Source organism: Bacillus cereus group sp. N14, from assembly GCF_016483555.1.
Lineage (GTDB): Bacteria > Bacillota > Bacilli > Bacillales > Bacillaceae_G > Bacillus_A > Bacillus_A wiedmannii.
Genome location: NZ_JAEHBQ010000016.1, coordinates 58,588 through 80,981, shown reverse-complemented (window position 1 = coordinate 80,981; position 22,394 = coordinate 58,588). Strand labels below are relative to the sequence as shown.

The following is a 22,394-nucleotide window of genomic DNA, read 5'->3' as shown; positions in this document are numbered from 1 at the left end:
TTTTAGTAAAGTTTACTTTATAAGAGATATGAATTTTTCCATAGATGTATTAGGTCCTACAAAATGGCGTTTAATTAAGTACTGTTCGTTTGGCATCCCTTTTGTAATGTGATTACCATGATCAGTAGTTACTGCGAATTCATAATGTTTTTTTGTTTCTTCAACAGCTGGATCATTATAAGAACCTACTGGATAGGCGAGAGCAATGACTTTTTTACCAGTAAGGGCTTCGATTTTTTCTTTCGAACTACGTAATTCCTCATCATAATTACTTGAATGAGCCATCATCGTATGATTAGCAGTATGCGATTGAATAGAAAAAATGCCTGAATCCATCATTTGTTTTATTTCATCTGTTGATAGACGATTTGGTTTGTCTATCTCATTTGCAGTAAGAAATTCAGTAGCCGTAGGTTGGAATCTATCATCCTTTAATTTTTGTAAAATATGAAGAGCATTCATATTATTTTTTCGACCATCATCCATCGTTACAAAAATAGGTTTATTTACACGATTTATATCATTCCAACGTTCAAACGTAAGCATCGTATAACCGTTATCTTTCAAATATTGCATATGCTTTTCGAATTGCTCAGGTGGTACGTATAAGCCGTAATCCCCATCACTTGGTCCAGGGTATTTTTCAATCGCATGGTACATTAATACGGGTACATGTTGCTGGAATGTAATTTTAGATGTTACTAGATCTGTTTCAGTATGATCTTCTTTGATTCCTACTGTTTCAATTTGAAATTCGCCACGTTTTAAATGAAATGATTTTAAATGTAGTGGGAGGGCAAAGTCACGATCTTTTTCTTGTGAAGTAAAAGTTTGTTTGCTTTCAGGACCATCAGCAGTACGCCAAATATTGTAACGTACTTGTGTGAATGAATCTCTTAAATCTTTGGTATAAAGCGTGGTGTTTTGTGCGTTATATTCATAAGGATCCCATGTAATAATCCCTTGTGTTAAAGGCAGTTCAACCGCTTTCGCTTTTTTTTGTTCAACTGTTTGTTTCGCCGTTGCTTCTTTTATTTGTTTATCACTAGTGCTACTAGTGTTACAACCTACGAGAATAGCAGAAGAAAGTAAAGCGATATATGTATATTTTTTCATTCTATCATCCTTCTATTGTGTTTTAATTATCATCACTTATGTCTTGAAATTATCATTCGTATAAGTGACACTAACTCAAATTTTCGATTTTAAAAATTTGAATTATACCCTTGTACATCATATCACTATAGAATATAGAGGGGAATACATTTTTGGAATAATTCGGAAAAACACTTTATATTTTTCTGGTGGAGTTTACATAAAAATACATATAGAAGAAAGTAAAAAAACTCCACTTAAATTTCCTTTTGAAAAAGGAGAAGTAAGGTGGAGTTTTTTATTATATAAACAATCCAGCGATTGTTGCAGATAAAATAGAAGCAAGTGTTGATGCAAATAACATTTTCCAGCCGAATTTAGAAACGATGCTTCCTTGTTTTTCAGAAAGGGCACGGATTGTACCGACAATCGCACCAATTTGGCTAATACTTGCGAAGCTAATTAAGAATACTGTAACGATTCCAACTGTACGTGGAGATAATGTTGATGCAACATCTTTTAAATCAAGAATTGCTACAAATTCGTTTAATACAATCTTCGTACCCATAATACCACCAGCTGGGATAATATCTTGAGTTGGAATACCCATTAAGAATGCGAATGGAGCAAGTATATAACCGAAGATTTGTTGTAACGTAACAGCATATCCCATTGCACCTGAAGCTGCGCTAATTACGTAGTTTACAACTTCCATCACACCGATGAAGGCGATCATTAATGCAGCAACGATACCAGCTACTTTTAAACCATCAAGCGCACCGTTAATCATTGCGCCGATAAAGCTGTCTCCGAATAAAGTTCTATCAAATTTTTGAATCACTTCATCTTCTTTCTTCGTATCAACTGGTGTTAATAGCGAACAAACGATTAAGCTTGAGAATAAGTTTAATGGAAGAGCTGCTAGTACATATTTCGCATCTAACATCATTACGTATGATGCTGTAACAGAAGCAGAAACGGAACTCATTGCAGAACAACAAATGATAAACATACGGTTTTTGTTAAAATGTTGTAAATCATTTTTAATAACGATTAACGCTTCACTTGAACCGAAGAATACAGAGTTTACTGCGTGGAATGACTCGACGCGTGGTAAACCGGTAATTTTTGAAATGGCACCGCCGACAACGCGAACGATGAATGGTAAAACACCTAAATAACTAAAGATAGAAAGTAGTGCTGAGAAAAATACGATAATTAATAATACATTTAAGAAAAAGACAAAATCTCTTTGAATTCCATTAAAGAGAAAATCGACACCTGTCGTACCAAGTTTAATTAGTTTGTTGAAAACTTTACCAATGAAAATAATGACTTGTTGACCAATCTTTGTGCCAAACATAAACCAACCGATTAAAATTTGAAAACCAATCATAATAGCAATTGCACGGAAGTTGATTTTACTTTTGTTGTTTGACAAAGCAAAACATAAACCTAAAACGACAAGAATACCGATAATGCTCATTACATATTGCATGTAGTTGCCCCTTTCAGAAGTTCGTATAAAGTTTGTACATAAAACGCTCGTTATATTACTAAAAATAAAACAAAGAGGTTTTATGTCATACGTAAGATGTCTGACCTTTTAGAAAAATGAAAATAAAAAAAGACCCATATGGATTCACTTTCATCTATGAGAGAAAGCTAATCAATATGAGTCCTTTTTTGCACATAGGCTAATATTCATTAGTTTTCCCCATAGTCCAGCAATTTAAGGTTGCCGGGTAGAAACTCTCGATCCATATTATCGAATATATATGAGGTAACATCGTCCGTATTAAATTAGTAGTAGCGTAACATTAACAGAGAACTATCGTCAATAGCTTTTTTTCTTCCGATAGAAATAGACCATATAAGTATGATAAAATGTAACGCAGTGTTATGAAAAAGAGAGGTCGGAAAATGAGTATAAAAATGACGCCACCAGTTGAAAAAAACGAGTTTATAGATGTAGTATTTGAAGATTTAACACATGATGGTGCCGGTGTTGCGAAAGTAAAGGGCTATCCTATTTTCGTTAAAAACGGATTACCAGGTGAAGAAGCACAAATTAAAATTATTAAAGTGAAGAAAAACTTCGCATTCGGTCGTTTAATGAAGCTTCATACAGAGAGCCCATATCGTAAAGATGCAGAATGCCCAGTGTACAATCAGTGCGGCGGTTGTCAGCTTCAGCACTTAACATATGAAGGACAATTACAAGCGAAAGAAAAACAAGTACGTGACGTTATGCAGCGCATTGGCGGATTAAGCGATGTTCCTGTGCACCCTGTACTTGGTATGAAGAACCCATGGGTATACCGTAACAAAGCACAAGTACCAATTGGAGAACGTGAAGGTGGACTTGTCGCTGGTTTTTATCGCCAAGGAACACATGACATTATTAATATGGAATCATGTTTAATTCAGGCAGAAGAAAACGATGCATTAATCCAGGAAGTAAAACGTATTTGTGAAAAACACGGTATTTCGGCATACAACGAAGAGCGTAACAAAGGAACACTTCGCCACGTAATGGCTCGTTACGGACAAGTAACAGGGGAAATTATGCTTGTCTTCATTACTCGTACAGCAGAATTACCAAACAAAAAAGCAATCATTGAAGAAATTGCAGCGAAATTCCCAGAAGTAAAATCGATTGTTCAAAACGTAAACACGAAACGTACAAACGTAATCTTCGGAGACACGACGACAGTACTGTACGGATCAGAATACATTTATGACTTTATCGGTGACATTAAATTTGCAATTTCAGCACGTTCATTCTATCAAGTAAACCCAGAACAAACGAAAGTGTTATACGATAAAACGTTAGAATATGCAAAACTAGATGGTAACGAAACAGTAATTGATGCCTATTGCGGAATTGGATCAATTTCCTTATTCCTAGCGCAAAAAGCGAAAAAAGTGTACGGCGTTGAAATCGTCCCAGAAGCAATCGAAGACGCAAACCGAAACGCAGCACTAAACAACATGACAAACGCTGAGTTTGGCGTAGGAGAAGCAGAAGTAGTTATTCCAAAATGGTACAAAGAAGGCATAATCGCCGACACAATGGTCGTAGATCCACCGCGTAAAGGTTGTGATGATGCACTACTAAACACAATCATCGACATGAAGCCAAAACGCGTCGTATACGTATCATGTAATCCCGCAACATTGGCACGTGACTTAAAAGTACTAGAAGAAGGCGGATATAAAACACAGGAAGTACAACCTGTTGATATGTTCCCGCATACGACTCATGTTGAGTGTGTAGCTTGGCTTAAGTTGGTATAATAGAAAAGCAGTTGATATAGGAAAATCTATACCATCTGCTTTTTGGTTTACAAAAATACCATTTATAAGCGATTTTAGTTAAAATAAATATTGCTGATTTTCACAAATTATAAATTGAGAGTTTGAAATTGTATTCATAGTGAGAGGATTTGAATTTGAAATGATAGATAATTTTTGGCGTGATTTACCACGACCATTTTTCGTACTTGCACCAATGGAAGATGTGACAGACGTTGTTTTTCGTCACGTAGTAAGTGAAGCTGGTAGCCCAGACGTATTCTTCACAGAGTTCACAAACTCGGATAGCTATTGTCATCCAGAAGGTATGAAAAGTGTACGTGGCCGTTTAATTTTCACAGAAGATGAACAACCGATCGTGGCGCATATTTGGGGAGATAACCCTGAATACTTCCGCCAAATGAGTATTGGTATGGCAGAGCTAGGATTTAAAGGTATCGATATTAATATGGGATGCCCTGTACCGAACGTTGCATCAAGAGGAAAAGGGAGTGGCCTTATTCTACGTCCAGACGTTGCGGCAGAACTTATCCAAGCAGCAAAAGCGGGCGGACTACCTGTCAGCGTAAAAACACGACTTGGCTTTAAAGAGTTAAGCGAGTGGGAAGATTGGTTAACGCACATTTTCAAACAAGATATTGCAAACCTTTCTATTCACTTACGTACAAGAGAAGAAATGAGCCAAGTAGATGCGCACTGGGAACTAATTCCGGAAATAAAAAAATTACGTGACCGCATTGCACCAAATACGCTAATAACAATCAATGGAGACATCCTTGATCGTAAAATGGGGCTGGAACTTGCTGAAAAATACGGTATTGATGGCGTAATGATTGGACGAGGCATCTTTAAAAATCCATTTGCTTTTGAAAAAGAGCCAAGAGAGCATAGCAGTAAAGAACACCTTGATCTTTTAAGACTACAACTTGATCTTCAAGATCAATATGCAGAAGTACTACCACGCTCCATTACAGGATTACATCGCTTCTTCAAAATTTATGTAAAAGGCTTCCCTGGAGCTGCTGAACTAAGAAATCAATTGATGAGTACGAAATCGACTGATGAAGTGCGTGCGTTGCTTGATAAGTTTGAGGCGAGTGTTAATGTGATAGAAGGTAGTGAAACAGTGTAACTTTTGAAAGTTACACTGTTTCATTTTAATTAAGGTGAACCGTATTATAAGTAAGGGCGGTATTCTATGTCGAACAAGGGTAAGAAAAGAATACAGGAGAAAATCGAAAATGGTTGGTCTTGATTTTCAATGATAGTATCATGTTTATTTTATTATGCCTATAATTGGAGGCCATGTGAATGTTAAGTGATCAGGCGAGATATTCTAGGCTCGCGAATATAACAAAAATCATAAATACAAAATTAGAACTACGTGAAGTATTGCAGCGTGTAACAATGGCTATATCAGAGGAGATTGTTAAGTGCAACGCTGTTGGAATTTATTTACCCCAGGAAGATGGAACATTTAGAGGGTTTGCAGGAAAACCAGAGACAATAAATGGCGTAACGCTCGATACTCAGGTAATCGATCCTGAAATAGACTTACTAGCAAAAGAAGTTATTGAAACAAAAAAAACAAACCATTTATATCCCTGATACATCAAAGGATGATCGGCCGGATTCGAGACCAGTTGCTGCGTTCAAAATTAAGTCCTTATTAGCTCTACCTATCTCATTTGGGCAAGAGTTATTTGGTCTGGTTTTTTTATTTGATTATGGAGTTCCAATGAACTTAACAAATTCAGAAATTCAAAGTGTTGAAGCTTATGTAAATATGGCCGCGGTCGCAATTCAAAACGCAAATAATTTAACTCAAAAGGAAAACCTTATTGCCGAGAAGCAGCTGTTACTAAATGTTACCCGTGATTTATCAATGTGTTCCTCGATACAGGAGAGTTTTGGTAAATGTTTTCTTTACTTAGGACAGATTTTAGAGAGTAAAAACATGGCTGCCCACCTTTTAGACCCGCTAGACAAAACCACGATTAAAACAACGAAGTTAAGCAAGGACTGTGATTGGACAGAAGCGGATTGGATGGAGAAAAGCTATGAAGCCAAGATCCAAGAGGTTATTCAAACAAAAAAAATAGATTGTAAGGGTCTACAGATGATTCCATTGGTTTCAATGGGAGAAGTATTAGGGGTAATCGTCGTTGGCAAAGAGGGAAAAGCTCACAATTATGATAATTCCCAAATGCAACTGGCAAAATCTATCGTTGATGCCACAGCGCCTACATTTTCCAACTTGTTATATATGGATCGACTTGAAAGCATGGTGGAAGAGCGAACGAGAGAACTGGCTGTTGCTAATGAAAAAGTTACAAGTGTGATTGAAAGTATTACGGATGGATTTTTTACTTTGAATAATACATGGGCATTTACGTACGTAAATAAGCATCAATATTTTCCACAAAGAAAAACAGCAAAAGATGTATTAGGCAAGAATATATGGGGTATTTTCCCAAGTAGCGTTGACGAAGTTATGTATAAGGAACTTCATCGTGCAATGTCAGAGCGAACTACAGTTTGTTTCGAATTTTTTTCTACCTCTGATGAATATTGGCACGAAGTTATTGCATACCCGTATGATGATGGTATTTGTTGTATTTTTAAAAACATAACGGAAAAAAAGCAATATGAGCAGGAATTGAAAAGGTTATCGAACCTAGATTTAATAGGGCAAATGGCAGCAGGCATCAGCCATGAGATTAGAAATCCAATGACAACAGTACGAGGATTTTTGCAGTTATTAAAAGAAGAGCCCACCTATGAGAAACATAATAAGCATTTTAATTTAATGATTGAAGAACTTGACCGTGCCAATTCTATTATTACTGAATTTCTCTCAATGGGTAATACAAAGAAATCAGATTTGCAGATGTTAGATTTAAATTCAATTATCCGCGATATTATTCCTTTAATAAAGATTGATACGTATAATCAAAATAAATATATTCAAGTCGATACAAATGACATTCCGGAATTACTTTTAAATCGTAATGAGATACGGCAATTATTAATAAACCTATATCGTAATGGCTTAGAAGCGATGGGCACAGAGAAAGCTCTAACCATTAGCACCTACAAAGAAGGTCAAAATTGTGTGGTGCTTGCAGTGCGGGATCAAGGAAAAGGTATCAGGCCTGAAGTATTAGAGAAACTGGGTACTCCATTTTACACGACCAAAGATAATGGAACTGGATTGGGGTTAGGCATATGTTATGCCATTGCTGCCCGTCATAATGCAAAAATTGAAATTCAAACAGGATCGGAAGGCACTACCTTTTTTGTTAAATTTAATTATAAAAATAATAAACAATAACTTTATTTAGATTAGTTACGGTGAACCGTACCACAAATAAAAAGTAAAACCTAAGTAAACATAATCAATATATTTCACCTGAATTTTGCGTAACATTCATGTTTGAGTTGCCCACTAAATTAGAGGTGCATAACAAGAAATGGACTAACCTATATCAGGGTAGTCCATTTTCAAGTGTGTTAATTAATCGTAAACCCCCAACCATAATTTCGCACGATTATCTCATCCTTTTTTGCTTTATTAATATCATCTTCAAAGGAAGGAGCTATCCCATTACCAACTAAAATACCTTTTACAGTATGTAATTTTAACTCTTTTTTACATAGTTTGATATAATGTTTAATTTGATTTAAAGCATTTCGATCAATAGGCCCTTTCTTAATTTCTACTACAATAAATTCGTTATTAGAAGTATCTCTTAGTAACAAATCTAAACGTGATTCATCTGAGAAGATATGCTGTGATTTTTCAATTATATAGTTTGCACCAAGTATTGCAGGGTTAGAAATGATGAATTTTTCGATATCTCTTTCTAAAATTTGAAATACTTCTTCAGCGGTTAAAATTCTATTAGTGAGTCTACCTTTAGACTCATTTTGTTCAATTAACTCTAACAATAAATTGATATCAGATGGATTCAATTCTTTCCAAGTGCGAAGAGCAGAAGAAATTGCACTTAACAAGGTTTGACTAGGATTAAGATTTGCAGGCCTTGATAATTTACTCAGTAATTCAGGTGTAATTTCCAAAGGAACTTGAAGGACCTTAGATTGAATAGGATTTCCAAACGCAATACATTCGCTTGGTGTCAGTTGCTTTATCTCTTTCTTTAGGTGAGGATTATCATATTTATTCATTATTAGCCGATTCTGTTTGATATCTTTTATAAGCGCGACCTCTTCGACCATATAATATGCGGTTATATAGCGCTTGTTATGTATTGTTTTATGAAAGAATAGAAAATCTCCCTTTTGTACTTTTAGGAGCTTTTCGGTATTAGATCCTGACTCTCCATATGTATATTCTCTTAGCATTGGGTCCTCATGTCCGAAGTTTCGTTCAGCATCTTTATAACCAATTAGATAATTCAATATTGATTCCCTCCCATATTAATTCTGTTAACATTATAAATTAATTGGGTTAAAATGGATAATTTAAAGTACCTAAACAACATATGTTGCTGTTTGAAAATCATCCCCATAAGCATTAATCCACCTAAGACTACAAAACCTCCACCTAAAATGTTAAAGTAGTAACTTAACGACATTAATTTACACATGCTAAAAGCATTACTATAATCAACATTTCAGGAGGCAAAACAATGGCAATGAGCAACAACGATATATTAAAAAGAGTAAGATACGCTTTAGATATAAAAGATATAGATATGGTAGAAATCTTTAAACTTGGTGGTATGGAAGTAACGAAAGAAGACGTAGTTGATATGCTTACAAAAATAAAGAGAGCTCCTCAGCATGAAGCTGAAGATGACGATGTAATCGAAGATGAGTATGTCCTAACATGCGATATGATGATGTTAGAGGCATTTTTAAATGGATTTATTACTTTAAAAAGAGGAAAGCAAGATCCGAAACCAGGGCAACCGGCTCCTGTACAAAGCAAGGAGAGTGCCAATAACCTTCTTTTAAAGAAAATGAAAATTGCACTTTCATTAACGAGTGAAGATGTACTTGATATATTAGATAGTGTAGGCGTTACGGTAACAAAAGGAGAGTTAGGTGCTCTGTTAAGAAAAAAAGGCCATAAAAATTACAAAGAGTGCGGCGATAGATACGCAAGGAATTTCATTAAGGGATTAGGCGTAAAGTATAGAGGATAATAAGTTCGTTAAAGCAGTAAATGATATAATAGATAGAGTAGGATGTTCGTATCCTACTCTTTTTTATTTGTAAAAATAATATGCTAGGTGATGAAATGGTACATACATATTTAGGTGAGACAATTAATTTTCATATAACTTATAAGAAGAAAAAGTCTGTGCGTCTTTTTGTAGATTCGTACGGAAATGTGGAAGTGCAAGCTCCGAAAGGGACGCCTGTTGAATACTTAGTCCAGTTGCTAGAGGAGAAATGGGATTGGATTCAGAAAACACGTAAGGAAATGCAGGAGAGAGTGCGTGGTCCACAGGAAAAGGCTTATGATCAAGGAGAGGGTTTTCTGTATTTAGGGAATACGTATCCGATACAGATTTCTCAAGATGCAAGTATTACGCAAGACAATGCAGTGTTTGAAGGTAATAAGCTACATATTTATGTGAAAGAGCTTAAGGATGAGAAAGTCCAGCAGGCTTTAAAACGATTTTACTATAAGCAGTGTAAGTCATTAGTAGAGAAGAGTATTAAAGTGCATCAAAGTAACTTCAAAACAAAACCACGTTCTATTCGTATTACAGATAGTAGTCGTACGTGGGGAACTTGTGATTCAAATTTACAGCTAACATTTAATTGGAAGTTAGCGATGGCACCACAGCAAGTAATTGATTATGTAGTTGTTCATGAAATGTGCCATATGGTTCATTTAAATCATGATCGCTCTTTTTGGCGTCTTGTCGGGAAGATAATGCCCGATTATAAGGAAATGGAGAATTGGTTAGCGTTATCTAGTTGGAAGATGACGGTTTAGTAAGGAATATCGATTTTTATCGGTAAATCGAAATTTATCGTCGAATCGTTGATATATTGTAAGTTACGATAGATATATTTGAAAAATCGTTGATATATTGTGAGTAATGATAGATATACTCGAAAAATCGTTGATATAATTTCAGTTACCATAGAATCGTTTGGTGAAGAGAAAGTAAAAAGGAAGGGATACCCCTTCCTTTTTACTTATAGATTACCGTCCAAACTTCACAATAAAAGTATCGTCTATTTTTACCATCTCATACCCACGATACCCTTCCGAAAGCAACGCCTGCTGTCCACCAGCGTCACTCATCGGAACACTCTTAACATCCGTCCAATTTTCTTCCTTGCCTCCACGCAATTCCTTCACAAAAACATACCGCAGACTACCACCATACTTCTCTTTCAGCGCAGCAATCTCCATCCCTTGTGCAAATTTATCCTTCAAACTTGGAATGTTAAAAGGAGCAACGGTGCAGCAAACATAGTCGTATTTGCTATCTTCTTTTTGTAATTCATCCATGATGACTGTTGCTAATATTTTTTGCATCCCATTTCCTCGGCAGTTTGGATGAACATTTGATATTTCTTGATAGATGACGCGATGTAGTTCGCTTTCTGGTATGCCAATATCAAGTCCTAAATGTTCTTCGTCGATAGGAGGGACGAGTAGGGCACGAAATGCGATGAGTTCGTTGTCGATAAAAGCGCCGATCATCATGCCGTTTCCTCCTAGAATGTATTGAAATTCTTCTAACGAGAGTGGTTGTAAGCGACTTTTCTCTTCTAGCGCCTCAACTACAACGTTTTGTAGTGATAAGATGTGTTCGATATGCTCAAGTGATAGTAATGTAACGTGAAATGATTCGTTATTTTGTTTTAATGTTCCTTCGTATAGAACCGTCATATGATAGTCCTCCTTTAGCGTACAACGTCTTGAAAGACGGTTAGTTCTTGTAATGTATCTTCATTTATTTCAATGCCGAGTCCTGGCTTTTCGTTTAAGCGAATAAATGGTACGTCGTAATGTAAGTTTCCGATGTCTTTCGTGAACTTTAATGGACCTGTAAGTTCAACGCTCGTAATGATTTTCTTTGAGAAAGCGACATGAAACCCTGCGGAAGAGGCAACAGATGATTCGACCATTGATCCCACTTGGCATTCAATGCCGGCCATTTCTGCTTGATGAGCGAGTTTTACAGCGGGATATATGCCGCCGCATTTCATTAGTTTTATATTCACTTTATCAGCCGCGTCTAATTTAATGATTTGGCGCATTTCACGAGAACCTTTTAATCCTTCATCAATCATAAGCGGAAGGTCTGTTTTAGAGCGAATGTGAGCCATTGCGTCAATATCGTCTGCGACAACAGGCTGTTCAATCCAGTCGATGTTTAAATGATCTAATGAACGAAGGGCCGTTAATGTGTTTGCACTATTTTGCCACCCTTGGTTTACATCAACACGAATCGCGATATCACTTCCTACACGTTCACGTACAGCTTCAATACGTTTTACATCTTCTTTTACATTTGTACCGACTTTCATTTTGAAAGATTGGTAACCTTTCTGAATCATAGAGGCAGCTTCTTCTGCCATGTCCTCTGGATTAGCAATACTTAAGACGTGAGTGACAGGGAAGTCTTCATGGTAGCGCCCGCCAATTAATTGATATACAGGCTGATTTAATTTTTTGCCCATTATATCAAAACAAGCAATATCAATCGCGGCCTTCGCAGTAGGCACACCGTAAATTGTATTGTCCATCATATCGTGTATTTTCTCGATATTCATTGGATTTTGTCCGATGAGAGCAGGTGCAAGTGTATGTTTTAAAGTATGGAAAGTACTTTCCCATGATTCGCCTGTAACGTGATCATCAGCAACGCCCTCACCGTAACCGATAATGCCTTCATCTGTTTCCATTTTGACGATAATAGAAGGCATATCAGAATAAGAACCATAACTAATAACAAACGGATTGCGAAGTGGTAAACGAATTGCGTAAAGATGAATAGCTGTAATTTTCATTGAATAGAAACCCCTTCCTGTTTACAATAGTTTTGTACATTTGATATAGTTGACGTTAAATAGTCGTTAATTAATGATAAGGAGTTAGAGAAAATGATGATAAAAATTGCAGTTGTCGGTTCAAAGGAGTTTATGGAGAATCTTTTACCTATTGCTCATAAACTAGAAGAAATAGAGATTGATCCATACATTTACCTCCATCCGGCGGAATCTTCTGAACTTTTGAAGCGTTTAAAGCCTTGTGATTTCATCTTTTTCTCAGGTGCTTTACCTTATTATATGGCAAAAGAAATAAGAGAACAATTACGAATTCCAAGTACGTACTTACAGCAAGACGAGACAACTGTCGCATCTTCCATTCTTTCTGTCATGTATCATCAACGTATTCAACCACATAACATTTCAATTGATTTAGTAGACCGCTCATTCATTACAAATGTGTTCCATGATATCGGTATAAAAGAAAGTCCACAAGTGTTAGATTATGAAAATATGCTGTGGAGTAAAGATGAAATAAATAGAGTTATTGATTTTCATGTAGCTAAATATCAATCTGGAGATGCTCATTTAGCTTTAACTAGTATTCACGCTGTCTATGATGAACTTCAAAAAATAGGTATTCCTTCAGAGCGTATGATAGATCCGAAGCAATCCATTATACATGGGTTAAAAGATGCGAAAATAAAAGCTGAGTTAGCAAAAAGCCATTCAGCTACCGTTGGTGCTTGTATGATTTCTTCTTTAGAATTACGAGAAGGTTTGCTTGAGCAATTAGATGTCATTTCAAAAGAACTACGCGGTTCATTTAAAAAAGTTGATGAAATGACATTCATTTTGTATACGACGCGTGGTGATATTGAATCGATTATAAAAACAAATATGATAAATCATTTATTTGCGAGTATAGAAGGAACGATAGCTATTGGATTTGGTTACGGAAAAACTGTGAAGGAAGCAGAGCAAAATGCTAAAATCGCTCAAAGTTTCGCGAAGAATAATCCAATAGACCACTGTTTTTATATACTAACAAGTGATAAAGAACTATTTGGTCCGTTCCCGAAAGAACAGAGAGTACAAAGTTTGAAGAATGACAACCCAGAACTAATGAAAATAGCGAAGGAAACGAAACTGAGTCCAGCAAACTTATCAAAAATTATTCAATTTAGTCAATCACATCCGTCATTGAAGTTTACAGCAGCGGATCTTTCTGAATACTTACAAGTGACTCGGCGATCGACAGAAAGGTTATTAAAGAAACTAGTTGATTATGGGTATGCTCATATTTGCGGCGAGGAAATGCCCTATCAACAAGGGCGCCCCCGCGCAATATATGAAATGAATTTACCGGTATCTTTAAGCTTCTAGTTGTGCCTTTTGTTTTTTTAGTAGTTCCGCTTTTTCAATGTCTGATAGTTTCGTAATTGTGAGACCAGTTATACCGTAAATGATTGAAATAATAGGTACGATGAAATTCAATATAGCATAAGGAGCATATTCGAATGCGCCAACTCCAAGTGTTGCGAGTATAAATACACCACATGTATTCCAAGGTACGAAAACAGAAGTTAATGTTCCGCCATCTTCTAATGCTCTGGATAAATTTTTAGAATGTAGTCCTTTTTCTGTGTATGCATTTGCGTACATTCTTGAAGGAACAACAATCGAAATATATTGTTCAGAGCAAGTAAGGTTTGTTGCAAAGCAAGATGCGATAGTAGAAGCGATAAGTCCTTTTGCTGATGTCGCTAATTTTAAAATTTGATTTACAATTGAGCGAAGAATGCCAGTATGTTCTAATACTCCTCCAAAAGTCATAGCGACAATTGTCATAGAAACTGTATTCATCATCGAATCTAAGCCACCGCGGTTAAAGAGTTCGTCTACTAGCTTGTTGCCAGTGTCTATGACAAATCCATTTTGGAGTGCACCGACAGATGCCGAGACAGAACCACCTTGGATAAAGACTTGTGATAAAAACCCTAAAATAATACCTACGAGAATGGCTGGTATAGCAGGAACTTTTTTAGCGACCAATATCATAACGACTACAGGTATGATTAATAGGAAAGGCGAGATAACAAAGTTTTGTTGCAATACTTGTAACGTTTGATCGATACCTTTTGCATCAATATCGTTAGCGCCGAAGCTTCTTCCTAAGAACGCATAAACGATAAGAGTAATAATTAAACCTGGAATTGTAGTAAATAACATATGACGAATATGTGTGAATAGATCTGTATTTGTTAATCCTGCAGCTAAGTTTGTCGTGTCTGAAAGCGGTGACATTTTATCGCCGAAATAAGAACCGGAAATGATAGCACCGGCAACCATTGGAGCTGGGATTCCCATACTTAGGCCAATTCCCATTCCTGCAACCCCAATTGTTCCCATTGTAGACCAAGAGCTACCGATAGCTAATGCAACAATAGAACAAATAATTGTAATTGAAACTAAAAATAGTGATGGAGTTAAAAGATTTAAACCGTAATAAATCATTGTTGCGACGATTCCGCCGCCAATCCAAGCACCGATCGTTAAACCTACTAGAATAATGATAACGATAGCGGGTAATGCGAGGCGAATTCCTTTATACATTGCTTCTTCAATATCGTGCCATTTGTAACCGTAACGCCAAGCGACGATAGAAGCAACGGTTGTACCGATAATAAGTGGGACGTGAGGGCTTTGTTTTAATACAACAATTGTAACCATCATAACTGCAACTGTAATGATAATAGGGATTATTGCTACGCCAAAAGGTATTTCTTTTTTCATAAACTGCCTCCTCATTATGTATGTTTGTATTTTTAGAATTGTCGCAAAATAGACGTTATTAAATTATAATAACTAAAAATTGATATGAGCGTCAATAAAAAACAGAAAATAAGGAATGTTCTATCGTTATGAAGTGAGTTGTCGATCACGTTTAAAAATAAACAATTGACTTTTTTCTTAAAATTCAATATGTTCATAAAAACATCTGTTTTTCATAAGTATAATTAACCTGAATGGTTTTGGAATTTGGGAAGGAGAATGTAGCTTTGAAAACATTAGAATTACAAGAGCGGTTAACTGAAATTTTTCAGCATTTACATGAAAACCCTGAAGTGAGTTGGAAAGAGTATGAAACGACAGCGTATATTACTAACTTTTTAAAAGAAGAAGGAATTTCATATAAAATATTTGATGATTGCCCAGGCGTGATTGCTGAAATTGGAAGCGGAAATCCAGTTATTGCAATTCGTGCCGATATGGATGCACTTTGGCAAGAAGTGGACGGAGAGTTTAAAGCGAATCATTCATGTGGTCACGATGCTCATATGACAATTGTGATGGGGCTTATTTTACAATTGAAAAATATGAGATGGGATAGTGGAACGGTTAGATTTATTTTTCAGCCGGCAGAGGAAAAAGGAAATGGTTCTTTAAAGATGGTAGAGAAGGGTGCTGTAGATGATGCTGATTTCTTATTTGGTGTTCATTTAAGACCGATTGAAGAACTGCCTTTGAAACAAGCTGCCCCGTCTATTCGTCACGGAGCAGCAGGATTTTTAGAAGGAACGATTCATGGAGATGATGCACATGGGGCACGCCCACATCAAGGGATAAATGCAATTGACGTCATTTCTATGATCAATATCGGTTTGAAAAATATATGGCTACCACCGCAAAGTTCATATTCAGTGAAGATGACAAGGTGCCAAGCTGGTGGAGATAATTTAAATATCATTCCAGGTAACGGGCATTTTAGCTTAGATGTAAGAGCAGAAAATAATATATTACTAAATGAATTGAAGCAAAAAATAGAGCGAGTAATTCTATCAGCGGAATCAATGGGATCTAAAGTATGTTATGAGTGGATTGATCTTGCACCAGGAGCTGAAGTGTCAGAAGAAGCTGAGCGCTTTATGCGAAAAGGCATTCTTGAAGTATACGGGGAAGAGGGGTGCACTGGACCGCTGTATACGACAGGAAGCGATGATTTCCATTACTACACAGTGAAGAGACCACATTTAAAAGCTGTCATGCTTGGACTAGGGGCCAACCTACAACCTGGATTACACCATCCATATATGAAGTTCGATCATAGTTGTATTATGGATGGAGTAGAAATATTGAAACAAACTGTATTGAAAGTATTAGAGGACAGGGGCTAGATAGCTCCTGTTTTTTTGTAGGAATTTGTTGTTAAGTCGATATATTGAAAAAATCGTTTATATAATTTCACGTACCTATTAATTTGATGAAAAATCCTTCTCCAGTACATGGTGTATAATAAGAAGTACCATTTCTTAATAGGAGAAAAAAATGAACGAACAATATTATGATGCAGTTTTAAATATAAAAACAGTAGGTGAACAAAAAGGGTTTAACAAGTCTATGCACTATCACCGTTATGAACCGACCCCATATAGCGGATTAGATGAGTTACTGAATCAATATGAGATAAAACGTAGTGACCGAGTTGTAGATTTCGGATGCGGAAAAGGACGATTAAACTTTTACATGCATCATAAGTGTGATGCTTCAGCGGTTGGAATTGAAATGAATGAAGAGTTTTATAAAGAAGCAATGGATAATCTTGAGCGTTATGCACGAAAGGTAAGAAACAGTAAAGATAAAATTGGGTTTGAATGTTGTTTAGCGCAAGAATATGAGATTGATCCACGTGATAATCGGTTTTATTTCTTTAATCCATTTTCTGTACAAGTGTTTATGAACGTAGTCAATAACATTTTGCTTTCGGTAGAGGAAATAGAGAGAGAAGTGGATATTATTTTATACTATCCTTCTGAAGATTATATTTTCTTCTTGGAGAATCAGACTGCGTTTGAATTGAAGAGGGAAGTAAGGTTGCCTGGTGCTTATGAGAAAAATGGGAATGAAAGATTTTTAGTGTATACATTAAGAATATAAAAAAGCAGGTGCCTTGGCACCTGCTTTTCTTTACTCACGTCTATAAATTAGTTACGGATTAAGTAATCAAATGCACCTAAAGCTGCGTTTGCACCTGAACCCATAGAGATGATGATTTGTTTGTACGGATTATTTGTACAGTCACCTGCAGCAAACACTCCTGGTACGTTTGTAGCGCCGTGCTTGTCTGTTACGATTTCACCGCGAGCGCGTTCAACTGTTTCGCCTAACCAGTCTGTGTTTGGCACAAGACCGATTTGTACGAATACACCTTGTAATTCAACGTGATGAACTTCCTCAGTTTCACGATCGATGTAAGAAATACCGTTTACTTTATCAGTACCAGTGATTTCTTTCGTTTGAACGTTTTTCAGAACAGTTACGTTTGGTAAGCTGTTAAGACGCTCTTGTAATACAGCATCAGCTTTTAATTCTGGCATAAATTCAAGAACAGTTACGTGCTTAACGATACCTGCTAAGTCGATAGCTGCTTCAATACCAGAGTTACCTCCACCGATAACTGCTACGTCTTTTCCGATGAATAATGGACCGTCACAGTGTGGGCAGTATGCTACACCTTTATTTTTGAACTCAGCTTCACCTGGTACGCCAACGTTACGCCAGCGAGCACCTGTTGAAACGATTACGCTCTTACTTTTCAGAATAGCGCCGTTTTCAAGTTCCACTTCAATAAGTTCTTTTTTCTCTAAACGTTTCGCACGTTGTAGATTCATTACATCGATGTCGTATTCTTTTACGTGCTCTTCAAGACTTGCTACTAGCTTAGGACCTTCAGTGCGTTTTACGCTGATGAAGTTCTCAATACCCATAGTATCCATTACTTGACCGCCGAAGCGCTCAGCAACGATACCAGTGCGGATACCTTTACGTGCTGCATAAATCGCTGCACTTGCACCAGCAGGGCCGCCACCAACAACAAGAACATCGTATGGATCTTTATCAGAAAGCTCTGATGCATCTGGACCGTTACCCATTTTAGCTAAAATTTCTTCAAGTGTCATACGACCGCTTCCGAAAGATTCGCCGTTTAGGAAAACTGTTGGTACTGCCATGATGTCTTTGCTTTCTACTTCCTCTTTGAATGCAGCGCCATCAATCATAGTATGTGTAATACCAGAGTTTAGAACGCTCATTACGTTAAGAGCTTGTACAACATCAGGACAGTTATGACAACTTAGGCTGATATAAGATTCAAAATGATATTCGCCTTGAATGTTTTTAATTTGATCGATTAATTTTTGTTCAACTTTTGGAGCGCGTCCACTTACTTGTAGTAAAGCTAACACTAATGAAGTAAATTCGTGTCCTAATGGAATACCAGCGAATACGACACCAGTGTCTTCACCAGGGCGATTTACGCTAAAGCTTGGTGTTCTCTCTAATTCAACTTTTTCTACTGTAATCTTAGATGACATAGTAGCTAATTCGTCTACTAGAGATAACATATCTTTAGATACGTTATCGTCTCCAGCGCTTACTTTAAGTAAAATATCGTTCTCCATTAACTGAAGGTATTGGGATAGTTGTGTTTTTATATCTGCATCTAGTATCATTTTGATCGAACTCCTTAGATTTTGCCTACAAGGTCAAGGCTTGGTTTAAGTGTTGCAGAACCCTCTTGCCATTTAGCTGGGCAAACTTCACCTGGGTTGTTACGTACGTATTGAGCTGCTTTAATTTTGTTAACAAGAATGCTTGCGTCACGGCCGATACCGTCAGCATTGATTTCCATAGATTGGATAACGCCGTCTGGATCGATGATGAATGTACCACGAGCAGCAAGACCTTCTTCTTCCATTAAAACGTTGAAGTTTGTAGTGATTGTGCGAGTTGGGTCACCAATCATGATGTACTCGATTTTGCCGATAGTTTCTGAGCTATCATGCCATGCTTTGTGAGTGAAGTGAGTGTCTGTAGATACAGAGTATACTTCAACGCCTAAGTCTTTAAGAGTTGCATATTGGTTTTGTAAGTCTTCAAGTTCAGTTGGGCAAACGAATGTGAAGTCAGCTGGGTAGAAACAAACTACACTCCATTTTCCTTTTAAACTTTCGTCAGTAACTTGGATAAATTCTCCATTATGGTAAGCATTAGCTTTAAACGGTTTTACTTCTGTGCCGATTAATAACATATTAAAATTCCTCCTAAATGTTGGTTTTGAGCATCAAAAAATAGTGTGCTCATAAAATATATTTTTTAATTAACTATAATAATTCTAATTCGATATTAATTATCATATAGAAGTGGTTATTTTGTCAAGAGAATAAACCAACTTTATATCAATTTAATTAATATTTATTCTCAATTAAGGTTGTTAGAGAATTAAAAGGTAGTTTTCATGTAATCGATTTTCAACGAGTATGTAAAAGAGTAGTGCGTATGTTAGAGACATGGTGTAAGTATAAATTGTTAGGAAGGGAATATTTCTTAGAAGTTGTGGATTTGAAAAGGATTGCTTATTTCTATTTTACAAAGAATTGTGCGATAAATAAAATAAAATGAATTAGAATCTTTTTGAACATTTTTTGTCATCTCAAATATATAATTAGGAAGCATATTGCAGTAATATAGAAACATTGACTCAAGATGTTAACAAGATATAATAAAACCTAGATATACCTTTCAAAAAGAAGGAGATATAATATAGGATGAAAAAATTTCACCCTATTATTTTTTATAGCTTTTAGAAAACGCTTACAATCAGTGTGGAGGGGAAACCATGTCTAAGTTCACGAAGTATTTTTTAATGGAAGCTAAAGATGTGATTGTATATGTGAAAGAGAAATTATGTAAGTTTGAGGATGCAAAGGGGTTACAGTGTAAAGAAATAGGCGATGGTAATTTAAATTATGTATTCCGTGTTTGGGATGAACAGAAGAAGATTTCTGTCATTGTAAAGCAAGCTGGGCATACAGCACGCATTTCAGACGAGTTTAAGTTGTCGACGAATCGTATTCGTATAGAATCGGATGTTTTGCAGTTAGAGGAGGAGTTAGCACCTGGGCTTGTTCCAAAGGTATATTTGTTTGATAGTGTGATGAATTGTTGCGTAATGGAAGATTTATCGGACCATACAATATTACGTACAGCACTTATAAATCATCAAATATTTCCGAGGCTTGCTGACGATGTAACGACTTTTTTGGTAAACACACTCTTATTAACATCGGATGTTGTAATGAATCATAAAGAGAAGAAGGAACTTGTGAAGAATTATATAAATCCTGAATTATGTGAGATTACAGAAGACCTCGTCTACGCTGAGCCATTTACAAATCATAATAAGCGTAACGAGTTATTTCCGTTAAATGAAGGATGGATTAGAGAGCATATTTATAGTGATAAAGAGCTTCGTTTAGAAGTAGCAAAACTTAAGTTTTCTTTTATGACGAATGCACAGGCGCTTATTCATGGTGATCTGCATACTGGTTCTGTTTTTGTGAAAAATGATTCCACGAAGATTATTGATCCTGAGTTTGCCTTTTATGGACCAATGGGATATGACGTTGGGAATGTAATGGCGAATTTAATGTTTGCTTGGGTGAATGCAGATGCGACCATGGCGCTTGGAGCTGAGAAAGATACGTATATGGGTTGGCTACAATCGACAATGGTAGAGGTAATTGATTTATTTAAGAAGAAGTTTTTAGATGCTTGGAATATTCATGTGACCGAGATTATGGCGAAGGAAGAAGGCTTTAACAAAGTATATTTACAATCTGTATTAGAAGATACGGCTGCAGTGACGGGCCTTGAGTTAATTCGTCGTATTGTTGGGCTAGCGAAAGTGAAAGATATTACTTGTATTGAGAATGAGGAAGCACGTGCTAGAGCGGAACGCATTTGTCTTCAAGTAGCGAAGAAGTTTATTTTACGAGCGAATCAATATAAAACAGGCACAAGCTTTGTAGAAACGTTAAAAGAACAGTCAATGCACTATGCGAAGTAAGGGGAGAAGATGATGGAAGAACAATTAATACCCATTCAGTGGAAAGATAATGCTTTAGTTTTATTAGATCAAACATTACTACCGAATGAGGTTGTCTATGAATCTTTCAAGACAGCTGAAAGTGTGTGGGATGCCATTCAAGTAATGAAAGTAAGAGGAGCACCAGCGATTGGTGTTTCAGCAGCGTATGGTGTGTATTTAGGAGCTAAGGAAGTTACTCAAAGTACGGTGGAAGACTTTATAGAGGAAGTCAAAAAGATATGTGCATATTTGACAACATCAAGGCCAACAGCAGTAAATTTATTTTGGGCACTTGAAAGAATGGAGACAGTCGCGACAGAGAACTCACATTTATCAATCGTCCAGTTGAAAGATAGATTACTAGAGGAGGCAAAAGAGATTCATAGAGAAGATGAAGAAATTAACCGTCAAATCGGAGAACATGCATTAACATTATTCCATGATGGAATGGGAGTATTAACACATTGTAATGCCGGTGCGTTAGCGACGACTAAGTATGGGACTGCGACAGCTCCAATGTACTTAGCGAAAGAAAAAGGATGGGACTTAAAAATCTTTTCGGATGAAACACGTCCTAGATTACAAGGTTCAACGTTAACAGCCTTAGAACTACAACGAGCGGGGATTGATGTTACTGTCATTACGGATAACATGGCAGCTATGGTCATGTCACAAGGGAAGATTGATGCGGTAATCGTTGGGTGCGACCGTGTGGCAGCCAACGGTGATGTAGCAAATAAAATTGGGACATTAGGCGTATCTATTCTAGCGAAATACTACAACATTCCGTTTTATGTAGCAGCACCAACACCGACAATCGACTTAAAAACACCGACAGGAAAAGAAATTCCAATCGAGGAAAGAGATGCTTCTGAAGTGATTAATCGCTTCGGACAATATTCTGCTCCGAAAGAAAGTAAAGTATATAATCCGGCATTTGATGTCACACCACATGAAAATGTAACAGCGATTATTACGGAAAAAGGGATTGTAAAAGCACCGTTTACGGAGAACTTAAAAAATCTATTTCAATAAGTAGATAGATTTAAAAAGTCAGTCATCA

Annotated in this window: 17 protein-coding genes, 1 pseudogene and 1 riboswitch; of the genes and pseudogenes, 10 read left to right on the top strand and 8 right to left on the bottom strand. The window is 36.5% G+C overall.

Annotated features, from left to right (window positions below; all coding sequences use genetic code 11):
• Positions 1–12: 12 nt before the first annotated feature.
• Positions 13–1,116, bottom strand: a complete 1,104-nt coding sequence (locus JDS82_RS20750; protein WP_000760994.1) for a polysaccharide deacetylase family protein — start codon at positions 1,114–1,116, stop codon at positions 13–15.
• 280 nt (positions 1,117–1,396) lie between these two features.
• Positions 1,397–2,593, bottom strand: coding sequence for a NupC/NupG family nucleoside CNT transporter (locus JDS82_RS20745; protein ID WP_001200508.1), 1,197 nt, complete (start codon positions 2,591–2,593; stop codon positions 1,397–1,399).
• 202 nt (positions 2,594–2,795) lie between these two features.
• Positions 2,796–2,897: riboswitch (purine riboswitch) on the bottom strand.
• Positions 2,898–3,018: 121 nt separating this feature from the next.
• Here JDS82_RS20745 and rlmD point away from each other — a divergent pair.
• The 3 genes and pseudogenes from rlmD (at position 3,019) to JDS82_RS20730 (ending at position 7,747) form a co-directional block, all read left to right on the top strand.
• Entirely contained in the window at positions 3,019–4,395 is a 1,377-nt protein-coding gene (rlmD, locus tag JDS82_RS20740) for a 23S rRNA (uracil(1939)-C(5))-methyltransferase RlmD (RefSeq protein ID WP_000023589.1), read from the top strand.
• A gap of 160 nt (positions 4,396–4,555) precedes the next feature.
• Complete coding sequence (locus JDS82_RS20735) at positions 4,556–5,545, top strand: tRNA dihydrouridine synthase (RefSeq protein ID WP_199713857.1); 990 nt, start codon at positions 4,556–4,558, stop codon at positions 5,543–5,545.
• A 179-nt stretch (positions 5,546–5,724) separates the two neighbouring features.
• Positions 5,725–7,747, top strand: a pseudogene (locus tag JDS82_RS20730) (GAF domain-containing sensor histidine kinase).
• Positions 7,748–7,926: 179 nt separating this feature from the next.
• Here the strand turns inward: JDS82_RS20730 and JDS82_RS20725 are convergent.
• Positions 7,927–8,838: an endonuclease NucS domain-containing protein gene (locus tag JDS82_RS20725; RefSeq protein WP_199713856.1), complete on the bottom strand. Its 912-nt coding sequence runs from the start codon at positions 8,836–8,838 to the stop codon at positions 7,927–7,929.
• Positions 8,839–9,068: 230 nt separating this feature from the next.
• Between JDS82_RS20725 and JDS82_RS20720 the strand changes: the two genes are divergently transcribed.
• Positions 9,069–9,587: a YehS family protein gene (locus tag JDS82_RS20720; protein ID WP_071743090.1), complete on the top strand. Its 519-nt coding sequence runs from the start codon at positions 9,069–9,071 to the stop codon at positions 9,585–9,587.
• 95 nt (positions 9,588–9,682) lie between these two features.
• Positions 9,683–10,390, top strand: coding sequence for a M48 family metallopeptidase (locus tag JDS82_RS20715; protein ID WP_199713855.1), 708 nt, complete (start codon positions 9,683–9,685; stop codon positions 10,388–10,390).
• Between the two features lie 213 nt (positions 10,391–10,603).
• Here the strand turns inward: JDS82_RS20715 and JDS82_RS20710 are convergent, their stop codons facing one another.
• Both JDS82_RS20710 and JDS82_RS20705 read right to left on the bottom strand, forming a co-directional pair.
• Positions 10,604–11,299, bottom strand: a complete 696-nt coding sequence (locus JDS82_RS20710; protein ID WP_199713854.1) for a GNAT family N-acetyltransferase — start codon at positions 11,297–11,299, stop codon at positions 10,604–10,606.
• Between the two features lie 14 nt (positions 11,300–11,313).
• Positions 11,314–12,423 carry a mandelate racemase/muconate lactonizing enzyme family protein gene (locus JDS82_RS20705; RefSeq protein WP_000704478.1) on the bottom strand — a complete coding sequence of 370 codons (1,110 nt, stop codon included), beginning with the start codon at positions 12,421–12,423 and terminating at the stop codon, positions 11,314–11,316.
• Positions 12,424–12,516: 93 nt separating this feature from the next.
• Between JDS82_RS20705 and JDS82_RS20700 the strand changes: the two genes are divergently transcribed.
• Positions 12,517–13,788 (top strand): transcriptional regulator, encoded by a 1,272-nt coding sequence (locus tag JDS82_RS20700; protein ID WP_199713853.1) that lies wholly within the window; start codon positions 12,517–12,519, stop codon positions 13,786–13,788.
• On the opposite strand, the gene nhaC is transcribed toward JDS82_RS20700, so the two are convergent.
• Positions 13,777–15,198, bottom strand: coding sequence for a Na+/H+ antiporter NhaC (nhaC, locus tag JDS82_RS20695; protein WP_199713852.1), 1,422 nt, complete (start codon positions 15,196–15,198; stop codon positions 13,777–13,779). The genes JDS82_RS20700 and nhaC overlap by 12 nt on opposite strands.
• A 266-nt stretch (positions 15,199–15,464) precedes the next feature.
• Here nhaC and JDS82_RS20690 point away from each other — a divergent pair, with 266 nt between their 5' ends.
• Both JDS82_RS20690 and JDS82_RS20685 read left to right on the top strand, forming a co-directional pair.
• Positions 15,465–16,580: a M20 peptidase aminoacylase family protein gene (locus JDS82_RS20690; RefSeq protein ID WP_075311988.1), complete on the top strand. Its 1,116-nt coding sequence runs from the start codon at positions 15,465–15,467 to the stop codon at positions 16,578–16,580.
• A gap of 151 nt (positions 16,581–16,731) precedes the next feature.
• Positions 16,732–17,340 carry an SAM-dependent methyltransferase gene (locus JDS82_RS20685; RefSeq protein WP_199713851.1) on the top strand — a complete coding sequence of 203 codons (609 nt, stop codon included), beginning with the start codon at positions 16,732–16,734 and terminating at the stop codon, positions 17,338–17,340.
• A 47-nt stretch (positions 17,341–17,387) separates the two neighbouring features.
• Here the strand turns inward: JDS82_RS20685 and ahpF are convergent, their stop codons facing one another.
• Together ahpF and ahpC are read right to left on the bottom strand one after the other, a co-directional pair.
• Positions 17,388–18,914 (bottom strand): alkyl hydroperoxide reductase subunit F, encoded by a 1,527-nt coding sequence (gene ahpF / locus JDS82_RS20680; protein WP_000599513.1) that lies wholly within the window; start codon positions 18,912–18,914, stop codon positions 17,388–17,390.
• A 14-nt stretch (positions 18,915–18,928) separates the two neighbouring features.
• On the bottom strand, positions 18,929–19,492 hold the full coding sequence (gene ahpC, locus JDS82_RS20675; RefSeq protein WP_000924420.1) for an alkyl hydroperoxide reductase subunit C: 564 nt from the start codon (positions 19,490–19,492) through the stop codon (positions 18,929–18,931).
• A 588-nt stretch (positions 19,493–20,080) separates the two neighbouring features.
• Between ahpC and mtnK the strand changes: the two genes are divergently transcribed.
• Both mtnK and mtnA read left to right on the top strand, forming a co-directional pair.
• Positions 20,081–21,310, top strand: coding sequence for an S-methyl-5-thioribose kinase (mtnK, locus tag JDS82_RS20670; protein WP_199713850.1), 1,230 nt, complete (start codon positions 20,081–20,083; stop codon positions 21,308–21,310).
• A gap of 12 nt (positions 21,311–21,322) precedes the next feature.
• The gene (gene mtnA / locus JDS82_RS20665) at positions 21,323–22,366 is read left to right on the top strand and encodes an S-methyl-5-thioribose-1-phosphate isomerase (RefSeq protein ID WP_199713849.1); all 1,044 of its coding nucleotides are present in this window, start codon (positions 21,323–21,325) and stop codon (positions 22,364–22,366) included.
• Positions 22,367–22,394: the final 28 nt, after the last annotated feature.